We start from the raw sequence: 18473 nt of genomic DNA on the forward strand, positions 1-18473 counted from the left end.
GTCGGCGGACGCCGACCGCTTTTGAGAAACCCGAAGGGGTTAACCTGCCGCGCTTGAACGACAGATTGATTGCAATTGCAACGGTTAGCTAAAGCTGGCGTCAGGTCTGCCGGCTGGCGGAGCGCGGGTCGCGGTAATCGCCCGCGAGAAAGATCGCCACGCGCCGGTCGCTGCGGTGGACGAGGCCACCGGCCACCTCTCCTCCGGCGTTGTGATAGGCCAGTTCCTCGGCAATCGCGTCATGGTCGCCTGCCTGGATCGCGGCATTGAGGCGCGGGCTGCTGTCCTCATCGACATTGCCACGGCCGACATTGAAGACGAGGTCCGCCAGCGCGTCGAATTCGAACTGGTTGATGGCAAGATCGCCAACGAGGTCGCGCACCCCAATTTCCGCCGTGCGCAGGTCGCGTTCCAGCAGAGAGAGCGCGCGCGCCTCGGTGATCGTGTCGCCGACGGAAAGGCGGTCCTGCGGAGTGACGAGATGGCCGACACCCACGGTCGGATAGCCTGCCACATCGCGGTAGACGGTGAGCCGCAAACCTTCTTCTTGTGCGATGGCGCGTTTCAAAAGGTCGCTTGCACTGAGAAAACTGCTGTGGCGCCGGTCTTCCGGTCCGATCCGCTTCACTTGCGGGGAGAGGTCGTAATATTGCGCGCTCAGTGCTGTCCCATGAAGCGCCAGCGTCCCGGCGGACAGGGCTAGCGCCAGTTTGCGATTGCGCCGTGACGCGCGGAGACCCTGGCGGATACGCATCAGGCGCAGGTCGCGCCGATATTTACGGCGTTCCTTGAGCCTTTGCACGAGCGCCGCTGATTTGCCCCAATCTCGGTGGACGGGGCGAGTATCTATCAGGCCTGTCGGGGGAAACTTCTTCGAATAGGTGCGGGAGGGTATGTCTAATCTATGGATGGTGGCTCCTTCGTGGTCCGGTGTTGAACCCTCGGGACACGGCCCCCTCCGCTTTCTTGGCCGCAGTTCCGTTCAGGCAATAATCTTGCTGTCATTTATTCAACGATTGCGCCCACCGGAAAGGTCCACGCTTCACCGGGTCTGGTGCACGGCGTACGGAAGCATCGACGCGTAAAAGCGCAGAGGGCATTCGCCCATAGTTCTCCGAGTTCGAAATCGATCCAGTCCGCGGCAAAGGGATCGAGGCCTGAGCCGGGATAGAGGCAAAACTCCCCGAACAGCGGGCGGCCCGCAACTTCGTAGAAATCGACTCTCAGAAACGAGACGTCGCGCGCCAGCGCCTCCGCAGCGGACAGCATGTCACTCAGTTTGTCAGGTGGCGGAGGAGCGTCGCCGCAGGGTACCAGCTGCTGCCAGTCGCGGTCGTGCAGGATCCAGCGATGGCGTCGGCCTCTGCCAAGGTGAACCTGCACATGGGTTGCCTGGCCGCCGAACACGTAGATCTTGTAATCCACCGGCAACTCGGGGCCATCGCCCACCAGCGGTTCCGCAATCAGGCCGCGCGGCACGTCGCGATAGGCCCATTCGTCGAGCCATTTGCCGTAGGGTCGCTTCACCCATTGCGTGGAACTTGTGCGGGCAATTTGCCACGCGACGCGCGTCGGCGCCTCGCGAAACACGATGTTCTGGTTGCAGCCATGCCGCGCCTTGAGGATTGCGGGCACCGCAAAAGGGGGATCGTCAGGCAGCCGCGTTCCGCTCCACGCGGTCGGTATGGTCCATTCCGGCCCCAGCACCTCCGACGCGAGCGCCTTGGCGGCGATCTTGTCCATCAAAACGGGCAGGGCGGCGGAGCGATCGTGCAGCTTGCGAAGCTGGACCATTTCCGTGAAGCGCAGCGCGCGGTGAAGGTCGGGAAACCGGCGATGACCCCAGAGATACGTCAGAGCGATCCGCGCGCGGGCGAGCCTGATGTCGTCGAAGGGTCGCCCCGCAGGTTCTCGCGGCAGGGCGGGCGGATCGACCGCCAGATCGAAACTCGTCATTTCGCGACAACGACTCCGCTTTCGCAAAGCTCCGCCGACACGACAAAAAGCTCTTCGGACCCGCGTCATGTGCAGGAATGTCGGACCGACCTCGCATCGCGGCGTTGCAGATCCGCATACGGAACCAAGCGCCGGGCCGGGTCGCGTCGCATTGCAATCCGGCGCGCATCCACCACATCGGCTGCTCACCATATCCCTGCGCGGGGGAGCGGCATTGCGGCTCTCTTGACACACGCGAACATTACCGGAACACGGCCCTCATGGCTCTTACGAAAATCTCCGTGCGCGGGGCGCGCGAACACAATCTCAAAGGCGTGGACATCGACCTGCCGCGCGATGCGCTGATCGTGATCACCGGCCTTTCGGGGAGCGGCAAGTCATCGCTCGCCTTCGATACGATCTATGCGGAGGGGCAGCGACGCTATGTCGAGAGCCTGTCCGCCTATGCGCGCCAGTTCCTCGAGATGATGCAGAAGCCCGATGTCGAGCATATCGACGGGCTTTCGCCAGCAATCAGCATCGAACAGAAGACGACCAGCCGCAACCCGCGCTCCACCGTGGCGACCGTCACCGAGATCTACGATTACATGCGCCTGCTGTGGGCGCGCGTCGGTATCCCGTACTCGCCCGCCACCGGCCTGCCGATCGAGGCGCAGACGGTCAGCAACATGGTCGACCGGGTGATGGCACTGCCCGAAGGCACGCGACTCTATTTGCTCGCGCCGGTCGTGCGCGGGCGCAAGGGCGAATACCGCAAGGAACTGGCCGAATGGCAGAAGGCGGGCTTCACGCGCGTGCGGATCGACGGCGAGATGTACGCGATCGAGGAAGCTCCCGCGCTCGACAAGAAGTTCAAGCACGACATCGAAGTGGTCGTCGACCGGATCGCGGTAAAGGAAGGTATCGAGACCCGGCTGGCGGACAGTTTCGAACAAGCGCTCAAGCTGGCCGAAGGGCTGGCTTACGTGGACCTGGCCGATGGCGTCGTGCCGGGGCGCGAGGACGACGGCGCTTCGGGCGGGGCGATGAAAGGCGCTGGCCTGCCCGCCAACCGCATCGTCTTTTCCGAGAAGTTCGCCTGCCCGGTTTCCGGTTTCACCATCGAGGAAATCGAGCCGCGTCTATTTTCCTTTAACGCTCCACAGGGGGCCTGCCCGACGTGCGACGGCATCGGCGAAAAGCAGTTGTTCGACCCGCAACTGGTCGTACCCAACGAGGCGCTGAGTTTAAAAAAGGGCGCGGTCGTGCCCTGGGCGAAGAGCAATCCGCCGTCGCCCTATTACATGCAGGTGCTTGGGTCTCTCGCGAAGGAATACGGCTTCGACCTCACCACGCCGTGGGAAGAGCTGGAGGCGGAGCATCGCGACGTCATCCTGCACGGCACGAAGGGCAAGCGCGTGCCGCTGACGTTCAAGGACGGGCGCAAGCAGTACACGGTCAACAAGCCGTTCGAAGGCGTGATCGGCAATCTCAATCGCCGGATGCTGCAGACCGAAAGCGCGTGGATGCGTGAGGAGCTGGCCAAGTTCCAGACCGCGCAGCCGTGCGAGACCTGCAATGGCAAACGCCTCAACGAGAAAGCGCTCGCGGTAAAGGTCGCGGGCACGGATATCGCCACCCCCACGCAGATGAGCGTCGCCGACGCGAAGGCCTATTTCCTCGGTCTCGACGGGCAGCTGAACGCCACGCAGGCGCAGATCGCCAAGGCGATTTTGAAGGAAATCAACGAACGGCTGGGCTTCCTCGACAATGTCGGGCTGGATTACCTGAACCTCGACCGGACCAGTGGGACACTGAGCGGTGGTGAGAGCCAGCGCATCCGCCTCGCCAGCCAGATCGGGAGCGGGCTTTCGGGCGTACTCTACGTCCTCGACGAGCCGAGCATAGGCCTGCACCAGCGCGACAACGACCGGCTGCTGGAAACGCTCAAGCGCCTGCGCGACCTCGGCAACACGGTGATCGTGGTCGAGCATGACGAGGATGCCATCCGCACCGCCGACCACGTGGTCGATCTCGGCCCCGGCGCGGGCGTGCGCGGGGGCGAGGTGGTGGCGCAGGGCACGCTGAAGCAGGTGCTCAAGTCGAAGAAGTCTCTCACCGCGGACTACCTCACCGGGCGGCGGGCGATTGCCGTCCCCACCACGCGGCGCAAGGGCAACGGCAAGAAGCTGACCGTCCACGGCGCGCGGGCGAACAACCTCAACAACGTCACGGCCAGCCTGCCCCTCGGCACCTTCACCTGCATCACCGGCGTATCTGGCAGCGGAAAGTCGAGCTTCACCATCGACACGCTTTACGCCGCCGCCGCGCGCACGCTCAACGGGGCGCGGGTGGTCGCGGGTGCGCACGACAAGGTCACCGGCCTCGAATATTGCGACAAGGTGATCGAGATCGACCAGTCGCCCATCGGCCGCACCCCGCGATCGAACCCGGCGACCTATACCGGCGCCTTCACCCAGATCCGCGACTGGTTCGCTGGCCTGCCGGAAGCGCAGGCGCGCGGGTACAAGCCCGGCCGCTTCAGCTTCAACGTCAAGGGCGGCCGGTGCGAGGCGTGCCAGGGCGACGGCCTCATCAAGATCGAGATGCACTTCCTGCCCGACGTCTACGTGACGTGCGAGGAATGCCACGGCAAACGCTACAACCGCGAAACGCTGGAGGTGAAGTTCAAGGGTCTCTCCATCGCCGACGTGCTCGACATGACGATCGAGGATGCGGAGGGCTTCTTCAAGGCCGTCCCCCCCATCCGCGACAAGATGCACATGCTGAACGAAGTCGGCCTCGGCTACGTCAAGGTCGGCCAGCAGGCGACCACGCTATCGGGAGGAGAGGCGCAGCGCGTGAAACTGGCCAAGGAACTGTCGAAACGCAGCACCGGCCAGACACTCTACATCCTCGACGAGCCCACCACCGGCCTGCATTTCGAAGACGTGCGCAAGCTGCTGGAGGTGCTCCAGCGGCTGGTCGACCAGGGCAACAGCGTGGTGGTGATCGAGCACAATCTCGACGTCATCAAGGTCGCCGACCACATCCTCGACCTCGGCCCGGACGGCGGCGTGCGGGGCGGCGAGGTGATCGCGCAAGGCACCCCGGAGGAGGTAGCCGAGGTGAAGGGGAGTTATACGGGGGCGTATCTCAAGCCGATGCTGGAGCGGCAGCGGGAGGCTGCGGAGTGATCCTTACGAAAATGAGATTTTGGCGGCGTCGATCCCTTCAGCACACGTAATCTTTGGGAGTAGTGCTCCGGAGGCATCGTCAATTTCTAGTATCGCTTTGGCTTGATCATGAGCGGTTGCGATACTTAGTCCAGAAAACAACGATGCGTAAAACCTGCGAGAGTAGTGAAACGCAGTTGAATCGGTTACGCTATCGCTCATTGAGATTATGACGTCGGCGACTTCAGTGAGGTCAGTGGAGCCGCCGAAACTCTCACAAGCATTCAGAAAAATTAGCTTAGGTCTCTGAGGTGCCGTCATCATGAGCTTGCGAAGTATGGGAAACTGTACGTGAGTGCCGCCAACGTCCTTAATTGTGGAGTTGTCAAAGGACAGGCCCGCGCTACTTCCATGACCTGAGAAATGATAGATTTCGGGCTGATAGTCATTGATTGCAGTAAGGAGACTCTCGGTCGTCGCTGCAGGAAACAGCCGTACATCAAATTTATCGCGTGCAGCAGATTTTTGCCGCTCGTTTTCGATTTCCCTAGCTTCCAGTGAAACATCAATTGGATCTTCACCGATAGGGCTTGCTGTCAACATTGCTATTCGATGCTGCGCGCTTGTTGCCTTTAATGAACGAGTTTTTCTAACCGTTCGTGAGTTCGTTTTAAATAGCTTCTGGGCATTTGCATCAGGAGGTCGACGTTTGGTTGCCATGGCGGCAATTTTCTCAGGTTTCGCAACTCCCGAGATAATTTTATCGCGAATAAAGGATATGGCCCTTAGCTTAGCATAAGCAGTCTCGCCTTTTGTATCTCGAGTCTGCTGTACGACATTCCCGTCGGCCAAGGCCTTGCCGGCATCAAGAACTCGGCGTTTCGGAAGCCCCGTAATTTTCTCGATTTCCGACACCGATTTCATCTGTTTTTGACCACGATAGATGGCCTTAAAGACGTCTAGCTTGTGCTTCGAGCGCCCAATCGTGTTCACCGCATCCTCAAGTTGCTCGGGACGGTTGGCAGTCGGATCAGATACTATTTGCATCAGTCAGGCTTTGCCTTTTCTTTGCTTTTGGTCGGCGCCATCATGCGACTGATCGTGGACTGACTAACGCCCAAAGCATTTGCTAACTTCGATTGAGAATACCCCGCATCGAGCATCTCGATCATTTTCAATTTTCTGAGCATTTGAAGCTCGGAGAGTATACCTTCTGCTAGCTCATCTTTCATCAGTCAGGCCTCCTCGTCCGGCACCTTCCGACCTTTGGCCAATTCCCTTCCAAGGCCTTTCGGAAGCATTTTGCTCAGTTTTGCATCGCTAATGCCCAACGTTCTCGCAATTTGTGATTGTGTAACGCCGTCTCGGAGAAGCTGCATAATGAGCAATAGCTTCACGTCTTTCATCTCAGCTATGAGATTTTGATCAGCTTCTGCCATCAGTCGCCATCCTTCTTTATTCCGACGAGCGCTCCTTTCGGAAACATTCGACCAACCTGTGTCCGGTGTATTCCAAGCGCGGCCCCGAGTTCTCCTTGGGTCATGCCGGATCGCAGGAGCGCCAACACCAACAATTTTCGTATGGTGCTGAGCTCGTCGAGCTGCGGGTCACTTGCCTTTGGCATTAGACTTGTCTCCTTTCTTCATATTCGAAATCGCTACGCTCACCGTGTTGCGGGAGGTGCCGAGGAGTTCGGCGATTGCTGAGGAGGCCAAGCCAGCCTGAGCTAGAAACGCGATCTTCTCTTTCTGTGTGTCAAAGTCACGGACCAGCGCGGCTGCTTGAAGGCGAATGAGAATGTCTAGCTTGTCAGCCAATACTTCGTCATTTTGCATAGTATTCAACCTACTTCAGGTGCGATGCGGGTAGTGGATAGAGATGCATCGGACGGACTTCGTTCTCATGTTCGATCCGGATTGCGATGCCTTCATTGACCCAACGGTTGAGCGTTTTTCGGAAATTGCTTTTGTCCAGCTTAAGCTTCTTGACGATTTCCGCCTGCCCCAAAGTGCCGTCGCACATATTGTAGGCCTCCCGCTGCTTCTTGGCTCCTACCAGATCGGCAAGGACGTCGGGCGGGAATTCGCGTCTAGCCAAGAGACCGAGAATCCCCCTTAAATATGCTTCGGATTGTGCCATTCTGTGGATAACCCTGTTTAAAACGCTTCAAACTTACCCTTCTCCACCTTATAGCACCTAAATCAGCGATGGTTTTTATTTTAGCGAGTTATCCACTGCTGCGTGCTATAGTTGATTGACTTGCGTCCTTACGGTGAAGTCCGATTGGTCAATCCCTGCTGTCCTACACCCCATTCCCAGCCTAACTAACCCGGTTCCCCCAAACCCATGAGGTGAACCATGAACGCCATCATCGCCCATCCCGACTTCGCGCTCGCGCAGGCTTCAGGGGAGGGGGTGGCGGCTGCTCCTTCCAGTGCCTCTGCGGGGGCTTCGCTGTCCGGCTCGGCGCTGTTCTCGCCTGCGCGGCAGGCGGAGTTTCTTGCCAGTCTCCAGTTCAACGGCAATGTGCGGCTCGCCTGCAAGGCGGCGCGGGTTTCTCCGCAGACGGCGTGTCACCTGTGGTGAGCTTCGCTTCCGGGCGCGGCAGGGCGGGAAGATGCCGTTCGGGCGGCAGCTCTAGTCGGCTAGCGCGCTCACACGCTCGACGATGATCGCCGGGGCCATGCCGCCCGCCGCGCACATGGTGACGAGGCCGTAGCGCTTCTCCTGCCGTTCCAGCTCGTCCACCATGGTGCCGATCAGCATGGCGCCGGTCGCGCCGATGGGGTGGCCCAGTGCGATGGCGCCGCCGTTGACGTTGACCCGGTCCCAGTCGAGCCCCAGCTCGCGCACGAAGCGGGCGGCGACCACGGCGAAGGCCTCGTTGATTTCGAACAGGTCGATCTGGTCGATGGTCATGCCCGCCTTCTCCAGCACGCGCCGCGCGGCGGGGACGGGGGCGTTGAGCATCAGCGTGGGGTCGTCCCCCATGTTGGCGAAGGCGACGATCCGCGCGCGGGGCGTGAGGCCATGCTTGCGGGCATAGTCACCCGAAGTGACCAGCACCGCGCCCGCGCCGTCGACGACGCCGGAGGAATTGCCGGCGTGGTGGAAGTGCCGGATGTCGAGGTCGGGGTACTTGGCGTTGATGAGCTTGCGGAAAGTGGTGCCCTGCTGGTCGAGCGGCACGTCGGCAAGCCTGGCGAAGCTGGGCTCCAGCGCGGCAAGTGCCTCGCGCGTGGTCTGGGGGCGGGGGAACTCGTCGTGGTCGAGCACGGTGTTGCCATCGTCGTCCACTACGGGCACGATCGATTTGTCGAAGCGTCCCTCGGCAATGGCCTGCGCGGCGCGCTGCTGGCTGCGGTAGCCGACCTCGTCGAGTTCCTCGCGGGTGAAGCCGTCCATGCTGGCGATGGCGTCGCCGCACACGCCCTGGTGCGACTGCGGGTGGCTGGCCTGGAGGCGTGCGTTGCCCGCGCCCATCATGGCGGGGGGGAGGCCGGCGGCCTGCTCCTCGCGCGCGCGCTGGCCGGTGTAGCTCATCATCTCGGTCCCGCCCGCGACGATGCAGTCCTCCATGCCGCTCATGACCTGGCCCGCGGCGAGGTTGACGGTGGTGATGCCGCCGCCGCAGAACCGGTCGAGCGTCATGCCGGAGGAGGTGACGTCATAGCCCGCGTCGAGTGCGGCCATGCGCCCAAGGTCGCCGCCCTGGCTGCCCTTCTGGCTGGAGGTCGACCAGATGACATCGTCGACGGTGGCGGTGTCGAGGCCGTTGCGCTGGGCAATGGCGCGCAGGACCGTGGCGGCGAGGTGCTGCGGGTGCTGCTCCGCCAGCGATCCCTTGCCGACCTTGCCGATCCCGCGCGGCGTTCGGCAGGCGTCGATGATGTAGGCTTCGGCCATGGCAGTGATCCTCTCGCTCGTGTCTTTGCCAAGGCGATAGGATGGGCCGACCACGCTGGCAATGCGGCAGGAGGATCAGAGAAAGTCGCGCAGCTCCGCGACGAAATCGTCGAACCGGTCGTGGTGGACCCAGTGTCCGGCACGCTCGTATTCGGTGACCGAGACATTGTCGCCGAAGTGCTTCATCCGCCCGTCTTTCTCCGGGTTGGAAGCCCAGCTGTCCGCACCGTAGATGAAACGGGTGGGGCAGGTGATACGGCCCCACAGCTCGTGCTGCTGGCGCATCGCCATGTCGTCGGGTGGCCAGGCGTGGAGGTGGGGGTCGAACTTCCAGCTCCAGGTGCCGTCTTCGTTGCGGATGGCGCCTTGGCGAGTGAGGTGTTCGGCCTGCTTGCGGCTGAGATAACTGTTCGCTTCGTGCATCCGGTCGAGCGCGTCTTCGAAGCTGGTGTAGCGCTTGGGCTGGCGCGCGGAGGCGTCGCGCTTCTTGTCGATCCAGTCGATCCACTGCTTGTGCGCGGGCACTTCGCGCTGCTTGGCCCGGACCTTGGGACTGGGACCGAGGCCCTCGATCGCAACCAGCTTGCGCACGTTTTCGGGATAGAGGCCCGTGTAGCGGATCGCGACGTTGCCACCGAGCGAATGCGCCACGATCGTGACCGGCGCGAGGTCGAGCTGATGGATAAGCTGCGCGAGATCGAAGACGTAATTGATGGTGTTGTAATGACCGTGGCTGTTCCAGCCGCTGTCGCCATGTCCGCGCAGGTCGGGGCAGATGACGTGCCAGTCCTTGCGCAGTTCCTCTGCCACCCAGTCCCAGCTGCGGCAGTGATCGCGGCCGCCGTGTTGCAGGATCAGTGGCGGCGCATCGTGATTGCCCCAGTCGACGTAATGCAGCCGCGTGCGCTGCGAAATGAAGCTTTGCGACGTCGGGCCAATCAATTCCACGGGCAGTCCGCTCCTCTGTTCCTCGATCAAGTTGCAGTCCGCTACCGACCTGATAGACCCGCTGGCAACGAAAAAATCCTGCTGGAGAGAGAAGCCCATGCCCGTGATCGACGTTGCCGAACCCGCTTTCATGGATGACGAGGAGATCGCCATTTTCGCCGATGCAGTGGGCAAATTCTACGAAAGGCACGCGCCGGAAAAGCGCGTTCTGAAGTGGCGCGAGGACGGCCAGGTCGAACGCGAGTTCTGGTCCGAGGCGGGGCAGGCAGGCCTGCTCGGTGCATCCGTTCCGACGGAATACGGCGGACACGGCGGAGACTTCCGGCACGAGATGGTAGTCATCGACCAGCAGGGGCGCCACAATGTCGATGGCTTCGCGGCCAGCCTGCACAACACCATCATCCTGCCCTATCTCGTGCGTCACGGGACGGAGGAGCAAAAGAAGAAGTACCTGCCGCGCCTTGTCTCCGGCGAACTGGTCAGCGCAATCGCCATGACCGAACCGGGCGTGGGATCGGACCTCCAGAGCATCACCACCACGGCCCTGAAGGACGGCAACGGCTATCGCATCAACGGTGCCAAGACATACATCTCGAACGGACAGATCGCGGATTTCATCATCGTCGTCGCGAAGACCGATCCCAGCGAGCGGGCCAAGGGCATTTCGCTCATGCTGCTCGAAACCGAGGGGGCGGAAGGGTTCCAGCGGGGCAAGAAACTCGACAAGATCGGCCTCGATGCACAGGACACGTCAGAACTGTTCTTCGACGACGTGTTCGTTCCGGGCGATGCCGTACTGGGCGGAGAGGAAGGCAAGGGCTTCTACCAGCTTATGGGCGAACTGCCGCAGGAACGGCTGATCATCGCCATGGGGGCCATGACCACGATCGAGCGGGCACTGGAAGAAACGGTCGCCTTCACCAAGGAACGCAAGGCGTTCGGGCAGACGATCTGGGACTTCCAGAATACGCAATTTACGCTTGCCGATCTGAAGGCGCGGGGCACGGCAGCGCGTATCTTCGTGAATGACTGCATCGCCAAGCATCTCGAAGGCAAGCTCGATGTGCCGACCGCCTGCATGGCGAAATACTGGGTCACCGAACTTCAGGGTGAGGTCGTGGACAAGTGCCTGCAGCTTCACGGCGGCTCCGGCTATATCAACGATTATCCGATCGCGCGGATGTTCCGCGACAGCCGGATCAGCCGCATTTTCGGCGGCTCGAACGAGATCATGAAGATGGTGATTGCCCGCTCGATGTGACACGACCTCCCTTCAGAGGAGGAAAGAACCGCAACGCTCTGCGTTCCGGAACCGGGGAGAATGCCAATGAGCGAGCAAGCAGGGCGCGGGAAATCGCACGAGAGTGAGCCGGAAGATCTCGAAGACGTGCTCGAATCCGTCGAGGAACTCGGCGAGGAAAACGACGAAGTCTGTCTCGGCGATGCGCTCGATACCTTTGGCACGCGCAGCTTCGCCCCGTTGCTCATCCTTCTGCCCATCATAGAGGTCAGCCCGATCGGTGGCATACCCGGCGTTCCGACGGTTCTGGCGGTTCTGATCGGTTTGCTGGCGCTCCAGATGCTCATCGGGCGAGAGCACGTGTGGCTCCCGGAATTCGTGCTTCGTCGCGGCTTCGACGGCGACAAGCTCGCCAAGGGGGCGCACAAGCTGGACAGCATGGCCGAATGGATCGACGACCACCTCGGCGACAGGCTGGACTGGATGGTGGGCAAGGGCGGTCAGAAGGTGGCCGCAATTGTCATCCTGCTGCTGTGCCTCAGTGTCCCGCCGCTGGAGTTCCTGCCCTTCGCCAGCTCGGTTCCGATGCTGGCGGTGGCGACGATCGGCCTCTCGCTCCTATTGCGCGATGGGTTGCTGATGCTGATTGCGATGGCAGTCGGCGGAGGATCGATGATCTTCGCGCTCGCGTCTTTCGGGTCGGGTGGTGGTGGGGGCTGACCGGCCCCTTGCGGCTTAGTCCGTGCTGCCCGCCTGGCGATGGTGACGGATCACCTCGTCGATAATGAAGCGCAGGAATTTTTCGCTGAACTCCGGATCCAGGTTGGCGTCTTCGGCCAGCCTGCGCAGGCGTGCGATCTGTCGTTCTTCCCGCCCCGGGTCCGCTGGCGGCAGCTTAGCCGTCGCCTTGTACTCGCCAACCGCCTTGGTGATGCGAAACCGCTCCGCGAGGATATGAATCAGCGCGGCGTCGAAATTGTCGATGCTTTTGCGGAAGCTGGCGAGTTGCGGATCTTCGGCGGTATTGCTCATGGCGCAACAGGTAGCACGCTTTCATCGCTTGCCAAGCGTGCGCGGCACCGCCATTCATCGCGGCCATGACCGCAGATGTCGTTCCCTTCAAGCGCAGCGAGCCGAGCCTTTCGCCGATTCTCGCCCTGACCGCGACGCCGATGAATTCGGTCAATGCGATCATCCTCGACCGGATGCAGAGCGAGATCCCGCTCATCCCAGCTCTAGCCGGGCATCTGATCGCCGGGGGTGGCAAGCGGATGCGTCCGATGCTCACCCTCGCGGGGGCTGAACTGGTCGGTTACAACGGCAGTCGCCATCACAAGCTGGCTGCGGCGGTCGAATTCATTCACACTGCAACCCTGCTGCACGACGACGTCGTGGACGGCAGCGAGACACGCCGCGGGAAAGAGGCAGCCAACCTCGTTTTCGGAAACCCCGCCACCGTGCTGGTCGGCGATTTTCTCTTCAGCCGCGCGTTCGAACTTATGGTCGAGGACGGCAGCCTGAAGGTTCTCAAGATCCTCTCCTCGGCCAGTGCGATCATCGCGCAGGGCGAGGTCGATCAGCTGACCGCCCAGCGCGTAATCGAAACGAGTGAGGAACGTTACCTCAACATCATCGGCGCGAAAACGGCCGCGCTGTTCGCTGCCGCCAGCCGCATTTCCGCGGTGGTTGCCGAGCGCAGCGACAAGGAAGAGCAGGCGCTGGACGACTATGGCCGCAATCTCGGCATCGCGTTCCAGCTGGTGGATGATGCCATCGATTACGATTCCGACGCGGCGGAGATGGGCAAGGACCGCGGCGACGACTTCCGCGAAGGCAAGATGACCCTGCCGGTGATCCTCGCCTATGCGCGCGGGGACGAGACGGAGCGGCGCTTCTGGCAGGATGCGATCGCGGGTTTCGCCAATTCGGACGAGGATCTCGCGCACGCCGTCGAGCTGATCCGCCGTCACGACGCGGTTTCCGCCACGCGTGAGCGGGCGCGCCATTTCGCAAGCCGTGCCATCGACGCGCTGTCGATCTTCCCCGACAACCGCGCGCGTGCTGCCATGGGCGAAGCGGCGGAGTTCGCCGTCAGCCGCGGATACTGAGCCTCAGCCCATACCCGGCAGGTTGAAACCCGGCGGAAGACCCATGCCGCCCTGGATGCGCTGCATTTCTTCATTGGCCTTCTGATCGGCCTTCGTGCGCGCGTCGTTGAAAGCAGCCGTTATCAGATCCTCTAGGATCGACTTTTCCTCCGGCTTCATCAGGCTGTCGTCGATTGCCACGCCAAGAATGCGGCCTTTCGCGGTGCAGCGGATGGTGACGAGGCCGCCCCCTGCCTTGCCTTCGACTTCGATCGAATCGAGCTTCGCCTGCGCATCGCCCATCTGTTTCTGGATCGTTTCGGCAGCTTCCTGAGCGGCCTTGAGCATTTCTTCCATCGATTTCATGTCACTATCCTAGTCAGGCCCGCCGGCTCCAGTTGCGGTTGCTGGCGGGCGGGGGTGTCGTCTCGACGAACTCTGCGTCGGGAAAGGCTGCGAACGCGGCTTCGACCAGCGGATGCTTGCGCATGGCCGCATCGGCTTCGGCCCTGGCGGCTTCCTCGCGTTCGCGCAGCGTTGGAGCGCCGCCTTCGGCGACCTGTTCAACCTGCCAGCGATCGCCGGTCAGCTTGAGCAGGGCGTCCTTCACGTCCGGCACCGGATCGAGCGGCAGGCCGGGCGCGAGCGAGAATACCAGCCTGCCCGGTACCAGTTCGATGACCCGCAGCCAGTCGCGCATCGTCTGCGCGGTGAGAAGCTGGCCGGAGCGGTCGACCCGCTCGCACAATTCCGACCAGTCGAGCGAAGCGGTCGGCGCTTCGGCCGGAGTGGAGCGATCAGGGGCGTTGCTTGCCGGGGCTGCGCTTGCCAACGTTTCGAGGTGTTTGACCAGCGAACCGGGATCGGGAAGGTCGGCGGCATGAAGAACGCGCAGCAGCGCCATCTGCGCGGCGACAAGTGGGTCGGGTGCCTGGCGGGTTTCGTCGTAACCCTTGAGAACCAGTTGCCACAGGCGATGCAGCTTCCCGGCAGGGATGCTTTGCGCCCACTCTTCGATAAGCGCGCGTTCTTCCGCCGTGGCCGCATCCGCGCCGCTGTCGCCGATTTGCGCGATGGTAATGCGATGGACCATGTCCATGACCCCGCGCATGAGTGCCAACGGCTCGACACCCAGTGCATATTGCGAATCGACTTTCGCCAGCATCGCCTTGGGATCGCCCGACAATATCGCCTTCAACAGGTCGCGCTGTGCCGATTTGTCCGCCAGTCCCAGCATGTCGCGGACGCGCGCGGCCGTGACCCGGCCGTCGGCATCCAGATCGGCATGGGCAATCGCCTGGTCGAGAATCGAGAGACCATCGCGGACGGACCCTTCGGCAGCGGCGGCGATCATGGCCAGCGCTTCCTCGTCGGCAGCGACGCCTTCCTGCTCGCAGACATAGGCGAAGTGCTGTTGCAGCAGCGGCGTCGTGATGCGCCGAAGGTCGAAGCGTTGCGTTCGGCTGAGGACCGTAACAGGCAGCTTGTCGACCTCGGTCGTCGCGAAGAGGAATTTCACATGCGCAGGGGGTTCCTCAAGTGTCTTCAGCAAGGCGTTGAAAGCATTGCGCGACAACATGTGCACTTCGTCGATGATATAGATCTTGTAGCGCGCCGAGACGGCGGCATAGCGCACCGCTTCGATGATCTCGCGCACGTCGTCCACCCCGGTATGGCTGGCGGCATCCATTTCGATGACATCGATGTGGCGCCCTTCGGCAATCGCAGTGCAGGGTTCGCACACGCCGCAGGGGTCTATCGTCGGTCCGCCCGTTCCATCTGGCCCGATGCAATTGAGCGCCTTTGCGATCAAGCGCGCGGTCGAGGTCTTGCCGACCCCGCGCACTCCGGTCATCAGGAAGGCATGGGCCAGCCGGTCGCGCTTGATCGCATTGGCGAGGGTTTGCACCATCGCATCCTGCCCGATCAGTTCGCTGAACGTCTGAGGACGATACTTGCGAGCCAGCACGCGGTAAGGCTGCGCCGGTGCCGTCGGAATCTTTGCGGGCTGCGGCGCGGCTGCGCGCGTTTCCGGTGCTGCGCCGAACATCGAATCCTGTCCCGCCGCTTCGAGTTCCGCCGCGCTCGGCGCATCCTTCTGCTCGTCGGTCTCCCACGGAAGGTCGGAGGAATTGTCCGGTGAATCACCCATGCGCTGACAGGTAGGCGCTCGCGGGCGCGATGTCATGGGCGACGGCGGTGATGTATGTGAAAAAGGAGCCGGGCGACCCGTCGCAATCCACCTGGGCTGCTTCCTTCCGGACCTGACCCGGTGAGCGAACGCAAACGTCCACCCGACTCCCGGTCGGCCATATGGCGGCGAATCGGCAGGATTTCAACACCGCATCGGCGGTGGGGACACGTTCAGCGGAAATTGTCGGCGTAAGCCTGGATCTTCAGCGTCTTGGGCGGCGTGGCGTGCATGCGATATTCTATGCCATTCTTCTCGGCATAGGCCTTGGCCGCTTCGCAGCTTTCGAAGTTCAGCTTCAGTTGCTGTTTCATGTCGCCGCTACCGGCCCAGCCCATGAGCGGATCGGCGCGCTTCGCCTCGCCAGGTTCGAATTCCAGCACCCAGAGGTCGGTGCGCGCCTTGCCGGACTGCATGGCGCTTTGCGGTCGCTGATAGATACGTGCGGTCATGGGAGGCGCTGTAATTCAGCCCGGCGAATTTGAAAAGGCGCGTTTGGTCTTGAGGCTCGGTGCCTCGCGCCATGGCTCCTCGGGCCAGCGATGCTTCGGGTAGCGGCCCTTCATTTCCTTGCGAACATCGGCCCAGCTGCCTCGCCAGAAGCCCGGCAGGTCGCGGGTCGCCTGGATCGGCCGACCGGCGGGGCTGGTAAGCTGGAGTAGAAGCGGCGTGCCGCCGATCATCGGATGCTCATCGAGGCCGAACAGCGCCTGGACCCGAACTTCGACGGAGGGCGCACCATCGCCGGTGTAGTCGATGGTGTGCTGTGTGCCTGCGGGCGAGGTGAAGGCGCGCGGGGCTACCCGGTCGAGCCGCTGGCGCGTGTCCCAGTCGAGCGTGGCGAGGAGCGCCTCAGCCACCCTCGAAGGCTCAAGGGCCAGATCACGTCGGCCTTTCAGCAGCGGTGCCAGCCAGAGCTCGGCATCGGCACTGGCGAGATCCATCACGCCGGCGTGAGTGGACCGGGCGACGAGATTGGCAGGCAGAAGGCTGTCGCGCTTGGCCAGCGCCGTCTCCAGGAGCAAGGCCTCGACGGCATTCGCATCGGGTGACGGGTCGGGACCGCTCGACAATGTGATCGCGCCGAGCCGCTTTTCCAGCCGCGCTTCGACGCGCCCGGCCTGATCGTTCCAGCGCAAGGTGCGACGCTGTTCGATGCGTTCGGCAAAATGCTCATCGACTTCGGCGGCGGTCAGCGTCGCTGCCGCGGTTATGCGAGCGCCGCGCGCGCTGCCTTGCGCATCTCCGATCGCCAGCCACTCGGCGCTGGCGAGCGGCGAGGCCGGGTCGAGCACGAAGCCCCGACCGCCAACGGAGTGCCAGCTCTCGCCGCTCCTGTCGCGGCGGCGGGCAAGGTTCCGGGGCAGGGCCTGGGCGAGGAACACGGCAGGGTTCGTCCCGACACGCTCTGCCCCCACGGCTACGAGGCCGGCCCATCGCCGGGCGAGCTTTCGCGAGGCTTCTGCCCTGGTGCCACGGTCGTTCCTGAAGCGGTCGAGCCGACCCAGCAGATCCTCGCCACGCCCGCCAAGGCCCCGCTCTTGCAGCAGCAGGGCAAGGCACGCTGCGTCTTCGGCCTGTCCGTCTTCAGCCCCTGCCAGTACCATGGCTGCGAGGACCGGGTGCATGGGGAGGGCGGCCAGCTCCTTGCCCCGCGCAGTGATTGCGCCGTTGTCGCCCACCGCGCCAAGGTCCTTCAGCCGGGCCAGCGCCTCGTCCCACGCGGGCGCTGGCGGTGGATCGAGCAGGGGAAGGTGTTGCGGCGACGACGCGCCCCACTGCGCCAGCGCGAGGGCCATGGGCGCAAGATCGCTGTTGGCGATCTCCGGCGGGTCATAGGCGATGCGCCCGGTGTGCGCCGCCTGCTCCCACAGGCGATAGGCAACCCCCGGACCCTGTCGCGCAGCGCGGCCGGCGCGTTGGTCCGCAGCAGCGCGGCTGGCGCGCGTCGTGATAAGGTGGCTCAGCCCTGCGGCGACATCGAAGGCCGGCCGCCGCGCAAGCCCGCTGTCCACCACCACGCTGACACCATCGAGCGTAAGCGAGGTTTCCGCGATGCTGGTTGCCAGCACGATCCGGCGGCGCCCCTCGGCATCGCGGACCAGAGCGCGGCGTTGTTCTTCGGGGCGGACCTGCGAATGCAGCGGCAGGAGCACGGCGGAGGGCAGGGCGGCGGCAAGTCTTTCCTGCGTCCTCTCGATCTCCCGCACGCCGGGCAGGAAAGCGAGTATGTCACCCTCTGTCTCCCGCCATGCGGTGCGGACAGCCTCGGCGCTCGCGTCCTCGATCCGCTGCTGGGGCGACGAGCCAAGCCAGCGTATCTCAAGCGGATGCGCCTTGCCCTCACTGGTGACGACCGATGCATTGTCGAGCAGGGCTGCGAAGCGGTCGCCATCGATGGTGGCTGACATAACGCAGATCCGCAGGTCCGGGCGCAGCACGGACTGGCTCTCGATCGCCAGCGCCAGCCCGAGGTCGATGTCGATGCTGCGCTCGTGCGCTTCGTCGAACAGCACGGCGGAGATGCCGCCAAGTTCCTGATCGCCGAGGATGCGGGATACGAAAATCGCCTCGGTCATCACGACTACGCGCGTGGACTTCGATTGCTTGGTGTCGAGCCGGGTGACGTATCCCACTGTCTCGCCCGGCTTTTCGCCCAGCATGGCTGCCATCCGCTCTGCCGCCGCACGCGCGGCCACGCGGCGCGGGCTGGTGAGGATGATCTGACCCTGGCACCACGGCTCGTCCAGCAGGCGCGGCGCGACAGCCGTGGTCTTGCCCGCGCCCGGTGGGGCAATCAGCACGGCGGCGGTCCGCGTGCTCAGTGCGTCGCAGAGTTGCGGCAAAACGGCATGGATCGGCAGGTCGGCCATCATCCCCGCGCTAGCCGGTGCTGCGACCTCACCGCAAGCGTCTCCACAGCATTCGCCATGCTGCCGGTTGCGGCGGGTGCGACGCCTTCCCATATCCCAGGTCAATTGGACGCGGCC

General features: G+C 63.0%; 19 protein-coding genes and 1 other RNA gene. 5 read left to right on the forward strand and 15 right to left on the reverse strand.

Features of this window, described 5'->3' with window-relative positions:
• Nucleotides 1-100: 100 nt before the first annotated feature.
• Nucleotides 101-802, reverse strand: a complete 702-nt coding sequence (locus ACXYN8_RS11090; protein ID WP_458889505.1) for a lysozyme — start codon at nucleotides 800-802, stop codon at nucleotides 101-103.
• Between the two features lie 203 nt (nucleotides 803-1005).
• Complete coding sequence (locus ACXYN8_RS11095; RefSeq protein WP_458889506.1) at nucleotides 1006-1956, reverse strand: ATP-grasp fold amidoligase family protein; 951 nt, start codon at nucleotides 1954-1956, stop codon at nucleotides 1006-1008.
• A 260-nt stretch (nucleotides 1957-2216) separates the two neighbouring features.
• Here ACXYN8_RS11095 and uvrA point away from each other — a divergent pair, with 260 nt between their 5' ends.
• Nucleotides 2217-5132, forward strand: coding sequence for an excinuclease ABC subunit UvrA (gene uvrA / locus ACXYN8_RS11100; protein ID WP_458889507.1), 2916 nt, complete (start codon nucleotides 2217-2219; stop codon nucleotides 5130-5132).
• A gap of 3 nt (nucleotides 5133-5135) precedes the next feature.
• Here uvrA and ACXYN8_RS11105 read toward each other — a convergent pair whose 3' ends face one another.
• The 5 genes from ACXYN8_RS11105 to ACXYN8_RS11125 form a co-directional block, all read right to left on the reverse strand.
• Complete coding sequence (locus tag ACXYN8_RS11105; RefSeq protein ID WP_458889508.1) at nucleotides 5136-6158, reverse strand: CHAT domain-containing protein; 1023 nt, start codon at nucleotides 6156-6158, stop codon at nucleotides 5136-5138.
• Nucleotides 6158-6343, reverse strand: a complete 186-nt coding sequence (locus tag ACXYN8_RS11110; protein ID WP_458889509.1) for a helix-turn-helix domain-containing protein — start codon at nucleotides 6341-6343, stop codon at nucleotides 6158-6160. Before ACXYN8_RS11110 ends, ACXYN8_RS11105 begins: the two co-directional genes overlap by 1 nt.
• A gap of 3 nt (nucleotides 6344-6346) precedes the next feature.
• Nucleotides 6347-6550, reverse strand: a complete 204-nt coding sequence (locus ACXYN8_RS11115) for a hypothetical protein (RefSeq protein ID WP_458889510.1) — start codon at nucleotides 6548-6550, stop codon at nucleotides 6347-6349.
• Between the two features lie 168 nt (nucleotides 6551-6718).
• On the reverse strand, nucleotides 6719-6946 hold the full coding sequence (locus ACXYN8_RS11120) for a hypothetical protein (RefSeq protein ID WP_458889511.1): 228 nt from the start codon (nucleotides 6944-6946) through the stop codon (nucleotides 6719-6721).
• Between the two features lie 10 nt (nucleotides 6947-6956).
• Nucleotides 6957-7250 (reverse strand): hypothetical protein, encoded by a 294-nt coding sequence (locus tag ACXYN8_RS11125; RefSeq protein WP_458889512.1) that lies wholly within the window; start codon nucleotides 7248-7250, stop codon nucleotides 6957-6959.
• Nucleotides 7251-7469: 219 nt separating this feature from the next.
• Here ACXYN8_RS11125 and ACXYN8_RS11130 point away from each other — a divergent pair, with 219 nt between their 5' ends.
• The gene (locus tag ACXYN8_RS11130; protein WP_458889513.1) at nucleotides 7470-7697 is read left to right on the forward strand and encodes a hypothetical protein; all 228 of its coding nucleotides are present in this window, start codon (nucleotides 7470-7472) and stop codon (nucleotides 7695-7697) included.
• A 51-nt stretch (nucleotides 7698-7748) separates the two neighbouring features.
• Here ACXYN8_RS11130 and ACXYN8_RS11135 read toward each other — a convergent pair whose 3' ends face one another.
• Nucleotides 7749-9017: an acetyl-CoA C-acetyltransferase gene (locus ACXYN8_RS11135; RefSeq protein ID WP_458889514.1), complete on the reverse strand. Its 1269-nt coding sequence runs from the start codon at nucleotides 9015-9017 to the stop codon at nucleotides 7749-7751.
• 75 nt (nucleotides 9018-9092) lie between these two features.
• Complete coding sequence (locus tag ACXYN8_RS11140; protein ID WP_458889515.1) at nucleotides 9093-9965, reverse strand: alpha/beta fold hydrolase; 873 nt, start codon at nucleotides 9963-9965, stop codon at nucleotides 9093-9095.
• A gap of 97 nt (nucleotides 9966-10062) precedes the next feature.
• Here ACXYN8_RS11140 and ACXYN8_RS11145 point away from each other — a divergent pair, with 97 nt between their 5' ends.
• Both ACXYN8_RS11145 and ACXYN8_RS11150 read left to right on the forward strand, forming a co-directional pair.
• A complete protein-coding gene (locus ACXYN8_RS11145) occupies nucleotides 10063-11226 on the forward strand; it encodes an acyl-CoA dehydrogenase family protein (RefSeq protein WP_458889516.1) in 1164 nt (387 codons plus the stop codon).
• A 66-nt stretch (nucleotides 11227-11292) separates the two neighbouring features.
• Nucleotides 11293-11925 carry an exopolysaccharide biosynthesis protein gene (locus ACXYN8_RS11150; protein WP_458889517.1) on the forward strand — a complete coding sequence of 211 codons (633 nt, stop codon included), beginning with the start codon at nucleotides 11293-11295 and terminating at the stop codon, nucleotides 11923-11925.
• Nucleotides 11926-11940: 15 nt separating this feature from the next.
• Here the strand turns inward: ACXYN8_RS11150 and ACXYN8_RS11155 are convergent, their stop codons facing one another.
• Complete coding sequence (locus ACXYN8_RS11155) at nucleotides 11941-12237, reverse strand: chorismate mutase (protein WP_458889518.1); 297 nt, start codon at nucleotides 12235-12237, stop codon at nucleotides 11941-11943.
• A 65-nt stretch (nucleotides 12238-12302) separates the two neighbouring features.
• On the opposite strand from ACXYN8_RS11155, the gene ACXYN8_RS11160 reads away from it, so the two are divergent.
• Nucleotides 12303-13313, forward strand: a complete 1011-nt coding sequence (locus ACXYN8_RS11160) for a polyprenyl synthetase family protein (RefSeq protein ID WP_458889519.1) — start codon at nucleotides 12303-12305, stop codon at nucleotides 13311-13313.
• 3 nt (nucleotides 13314-13316) lie between these two features.
• Here ACXYN8_RS11160 and ACXYN8_RS11165 read toward each other — a convergent pair whose 3' ends face one another.
• From ACXYN8_RS11165 to hrpB, 5 genes are all read right to left on the reverse strand, one after another.
• Complete coding sequence (locus tag ACXYN8_RS11165) at nucleotides 13317-13658, reverse strand: YbaB/EbfC family nucleoid-associated protein (RefSeq protein ID WP_458889520.1); 342 nt, start codon at nucleotides 13656-13658, stop codon at nucleotides 13317-13319.
• A 13-nt stretch (nucleotides 13659-13671) separates the two neighbouring features.
• Entirely contained in the window at nucleotides 13672-15444 is a 1773-nt protein-coding gene (locus ACXYN8_RS11170; protein ID WP_458889521.1) for a DNA polymerase III subunit gamma/tau, read from the reverse strand.
• 58 nt (nucleotides 15445-15502) lie between these two features.
• An RNA gene (gene ffs / locus ACXYN8_RS11175) (signal recognition particle sRNA small type) lies at nucleotides 15503-15597 on the reverse strand.
• A 59-nt stretch (nucleotides 15598-15656) separates the two neighbouring features.
• Nucleotides 15657-15935 (reverse strand): ETC complex I subunit, encoded by a 279-nt coding sequence (locus ACXYN8_RS11180; protein WP_458889522.1) that lies wholly within the window; start codon nucleotides 15933-15935, stop codon nucleotides 15657-15659.
• 15 nt (nucleotides 15936-15950) lie between these two features.
• The gene (hrpB, locus tag ACXYN8_RS11185; RefSeq protein WP_458889523.1) at nucleotides 15951-18356 is read right to left on the reverse strand and encodes an ATP-dependent helicase HrpB; all 2406 of its coding nucleotides are present in this window, start codon (nucleotides 18354-18356) and stop codon (nucleotides 15951-15953) included.
• Nucleotides 18357-18473 lie beyond the last annotated feature (117 nt).

Source organism: Altererythrobacter sp. CAU 1778, from assembly GCF_054482795.1.

Excerpts from the sequence above, each read along its gene's own strand:
- ACXYN8_RS11095 (WP_458889506.1), bottom strand. The coding sequence starts at position 1,956 with ATGACGAGTTTCGATCTGGCGGTCGATCCGCCCGCCCTGCCGCGAGAA.
- ACXYN8_RS11110 (WP_458889509.1), bottom strand. The coding sequence starts at position 6,343 with ATGAAAGATGAGCTAGCAGAAGGTATACTCTCCGAGCTTCAAATGCTC.
- hrpB (WP_458889523.1), bottom strand. The coding sequence starts at position 18,356 with ATGGCCGACCTGCCGATCCATGCCGTTTTGCCGCAACTCTGCGACGCA.
- ACXYN8_RS11155 (WP_458889518.1), bottom strand. The coding sequence starts at position 12,237 with ATGAGCAATACCGCCGAAGATCCGCAACTCGCCAGCTTCCGCAAAAGC.
- ACXYN8_RS11165 (WP_458889520.1), bottom strand. The coding sequence starts at position 13,658 with ATGAAATCGATGGAAGAAATGCTCAAGGCCGCTCAGGAAGCTGCCGAA.
- ACXYN8_RS11115 (WP_458889510.1), bottom strand. The coding sequence starts at position 6,550 with ATGGCAGAAGCTGATCAAAATCTCATAGCTGAGATGAAAGACGTGAAG.
- uvrA (WP_458889507.1), top strand. The coding sequence starts at position 2,217 with ATGGCTCTTACGAAAATCTCCGTGCGCGGGGCGCGCGAACACAATCTC.
- ACXYN8_RS11105 (WP_458889508.1), bottom strand. The coding sequence starts at position 6,158 with ATGCAAATAGTATCTGATCCGACTGCCAACCGTCCCGAGCAACTTGAG.
- ACXYN8_RS11150 (WP_458889517.1), top strand. The coding sequence starts at position 11,293 with ATGAGCGAGCAAGCAGGGCGCGGGAAATCGCACGAGAGTGAGCCGGAA.
- ACXYN8_RS11160 (WP_458889519.1), top strand. The coding sequence starts at position 12,303 with ATGACCGCAGATGTCGTTCCCTTCAAGCGCAGCGAGCCGAGCCTTTCG.
- ACXYN8_RS11170 (WP_458889521.1), bottom strand. The coding sequence starts at position 15,444 with ATGGGTGATTCACCGGACAATTCCTCCGACCTTCCGTGGGAGACCGAC.
- ACXYN8_RS11120 (WP_458889511.1), bottom strand. The coding sequence starts at position 6,946 with ATGCAAAATGACGAAGTATTGGCTGACAAGCTAGACATTCTCATTCGC.
- ACXYN8_RS11125 (WP_458889512.1), bottom strand. The coding sequence starts at position 7,250 with ATGGCACAATCCGAAGCATATTTAAGGGGGATTCTCGGTCTCTTGGCT.
- ACXYN8_RS11130 (WP_458889513.1), top strand. The coding sequence starts at position 7,470 with ATGAACGCCATCATCGCCCATCCCGACTTCGCGCTCGCGCAGGCTTCA.
- ACXYN8_RS11145 (WP_458889516.1), top strand. The coding sequence starts at position 10,063 with ATGCCCGTGATCGACGTTGCCGAACCCGCTTTCATGGATGACGAGGAG.
- ACXYN8_RS11180 (WP_458889522.1), bottom strand. The coding sequence starts at position 15,935 with ATGACCGCACGTATCTATCAGCGACCGCAAAGCGCCATGCAGTCCGGC.
- ACXYN8_RS11135 (WP_458889514.1), bottom strand. The coding sequence starts at position 9,017 with ATGGCCGAAGCCTACATCATCGACGCCTGCCGAACGCCGCGCGGGATC.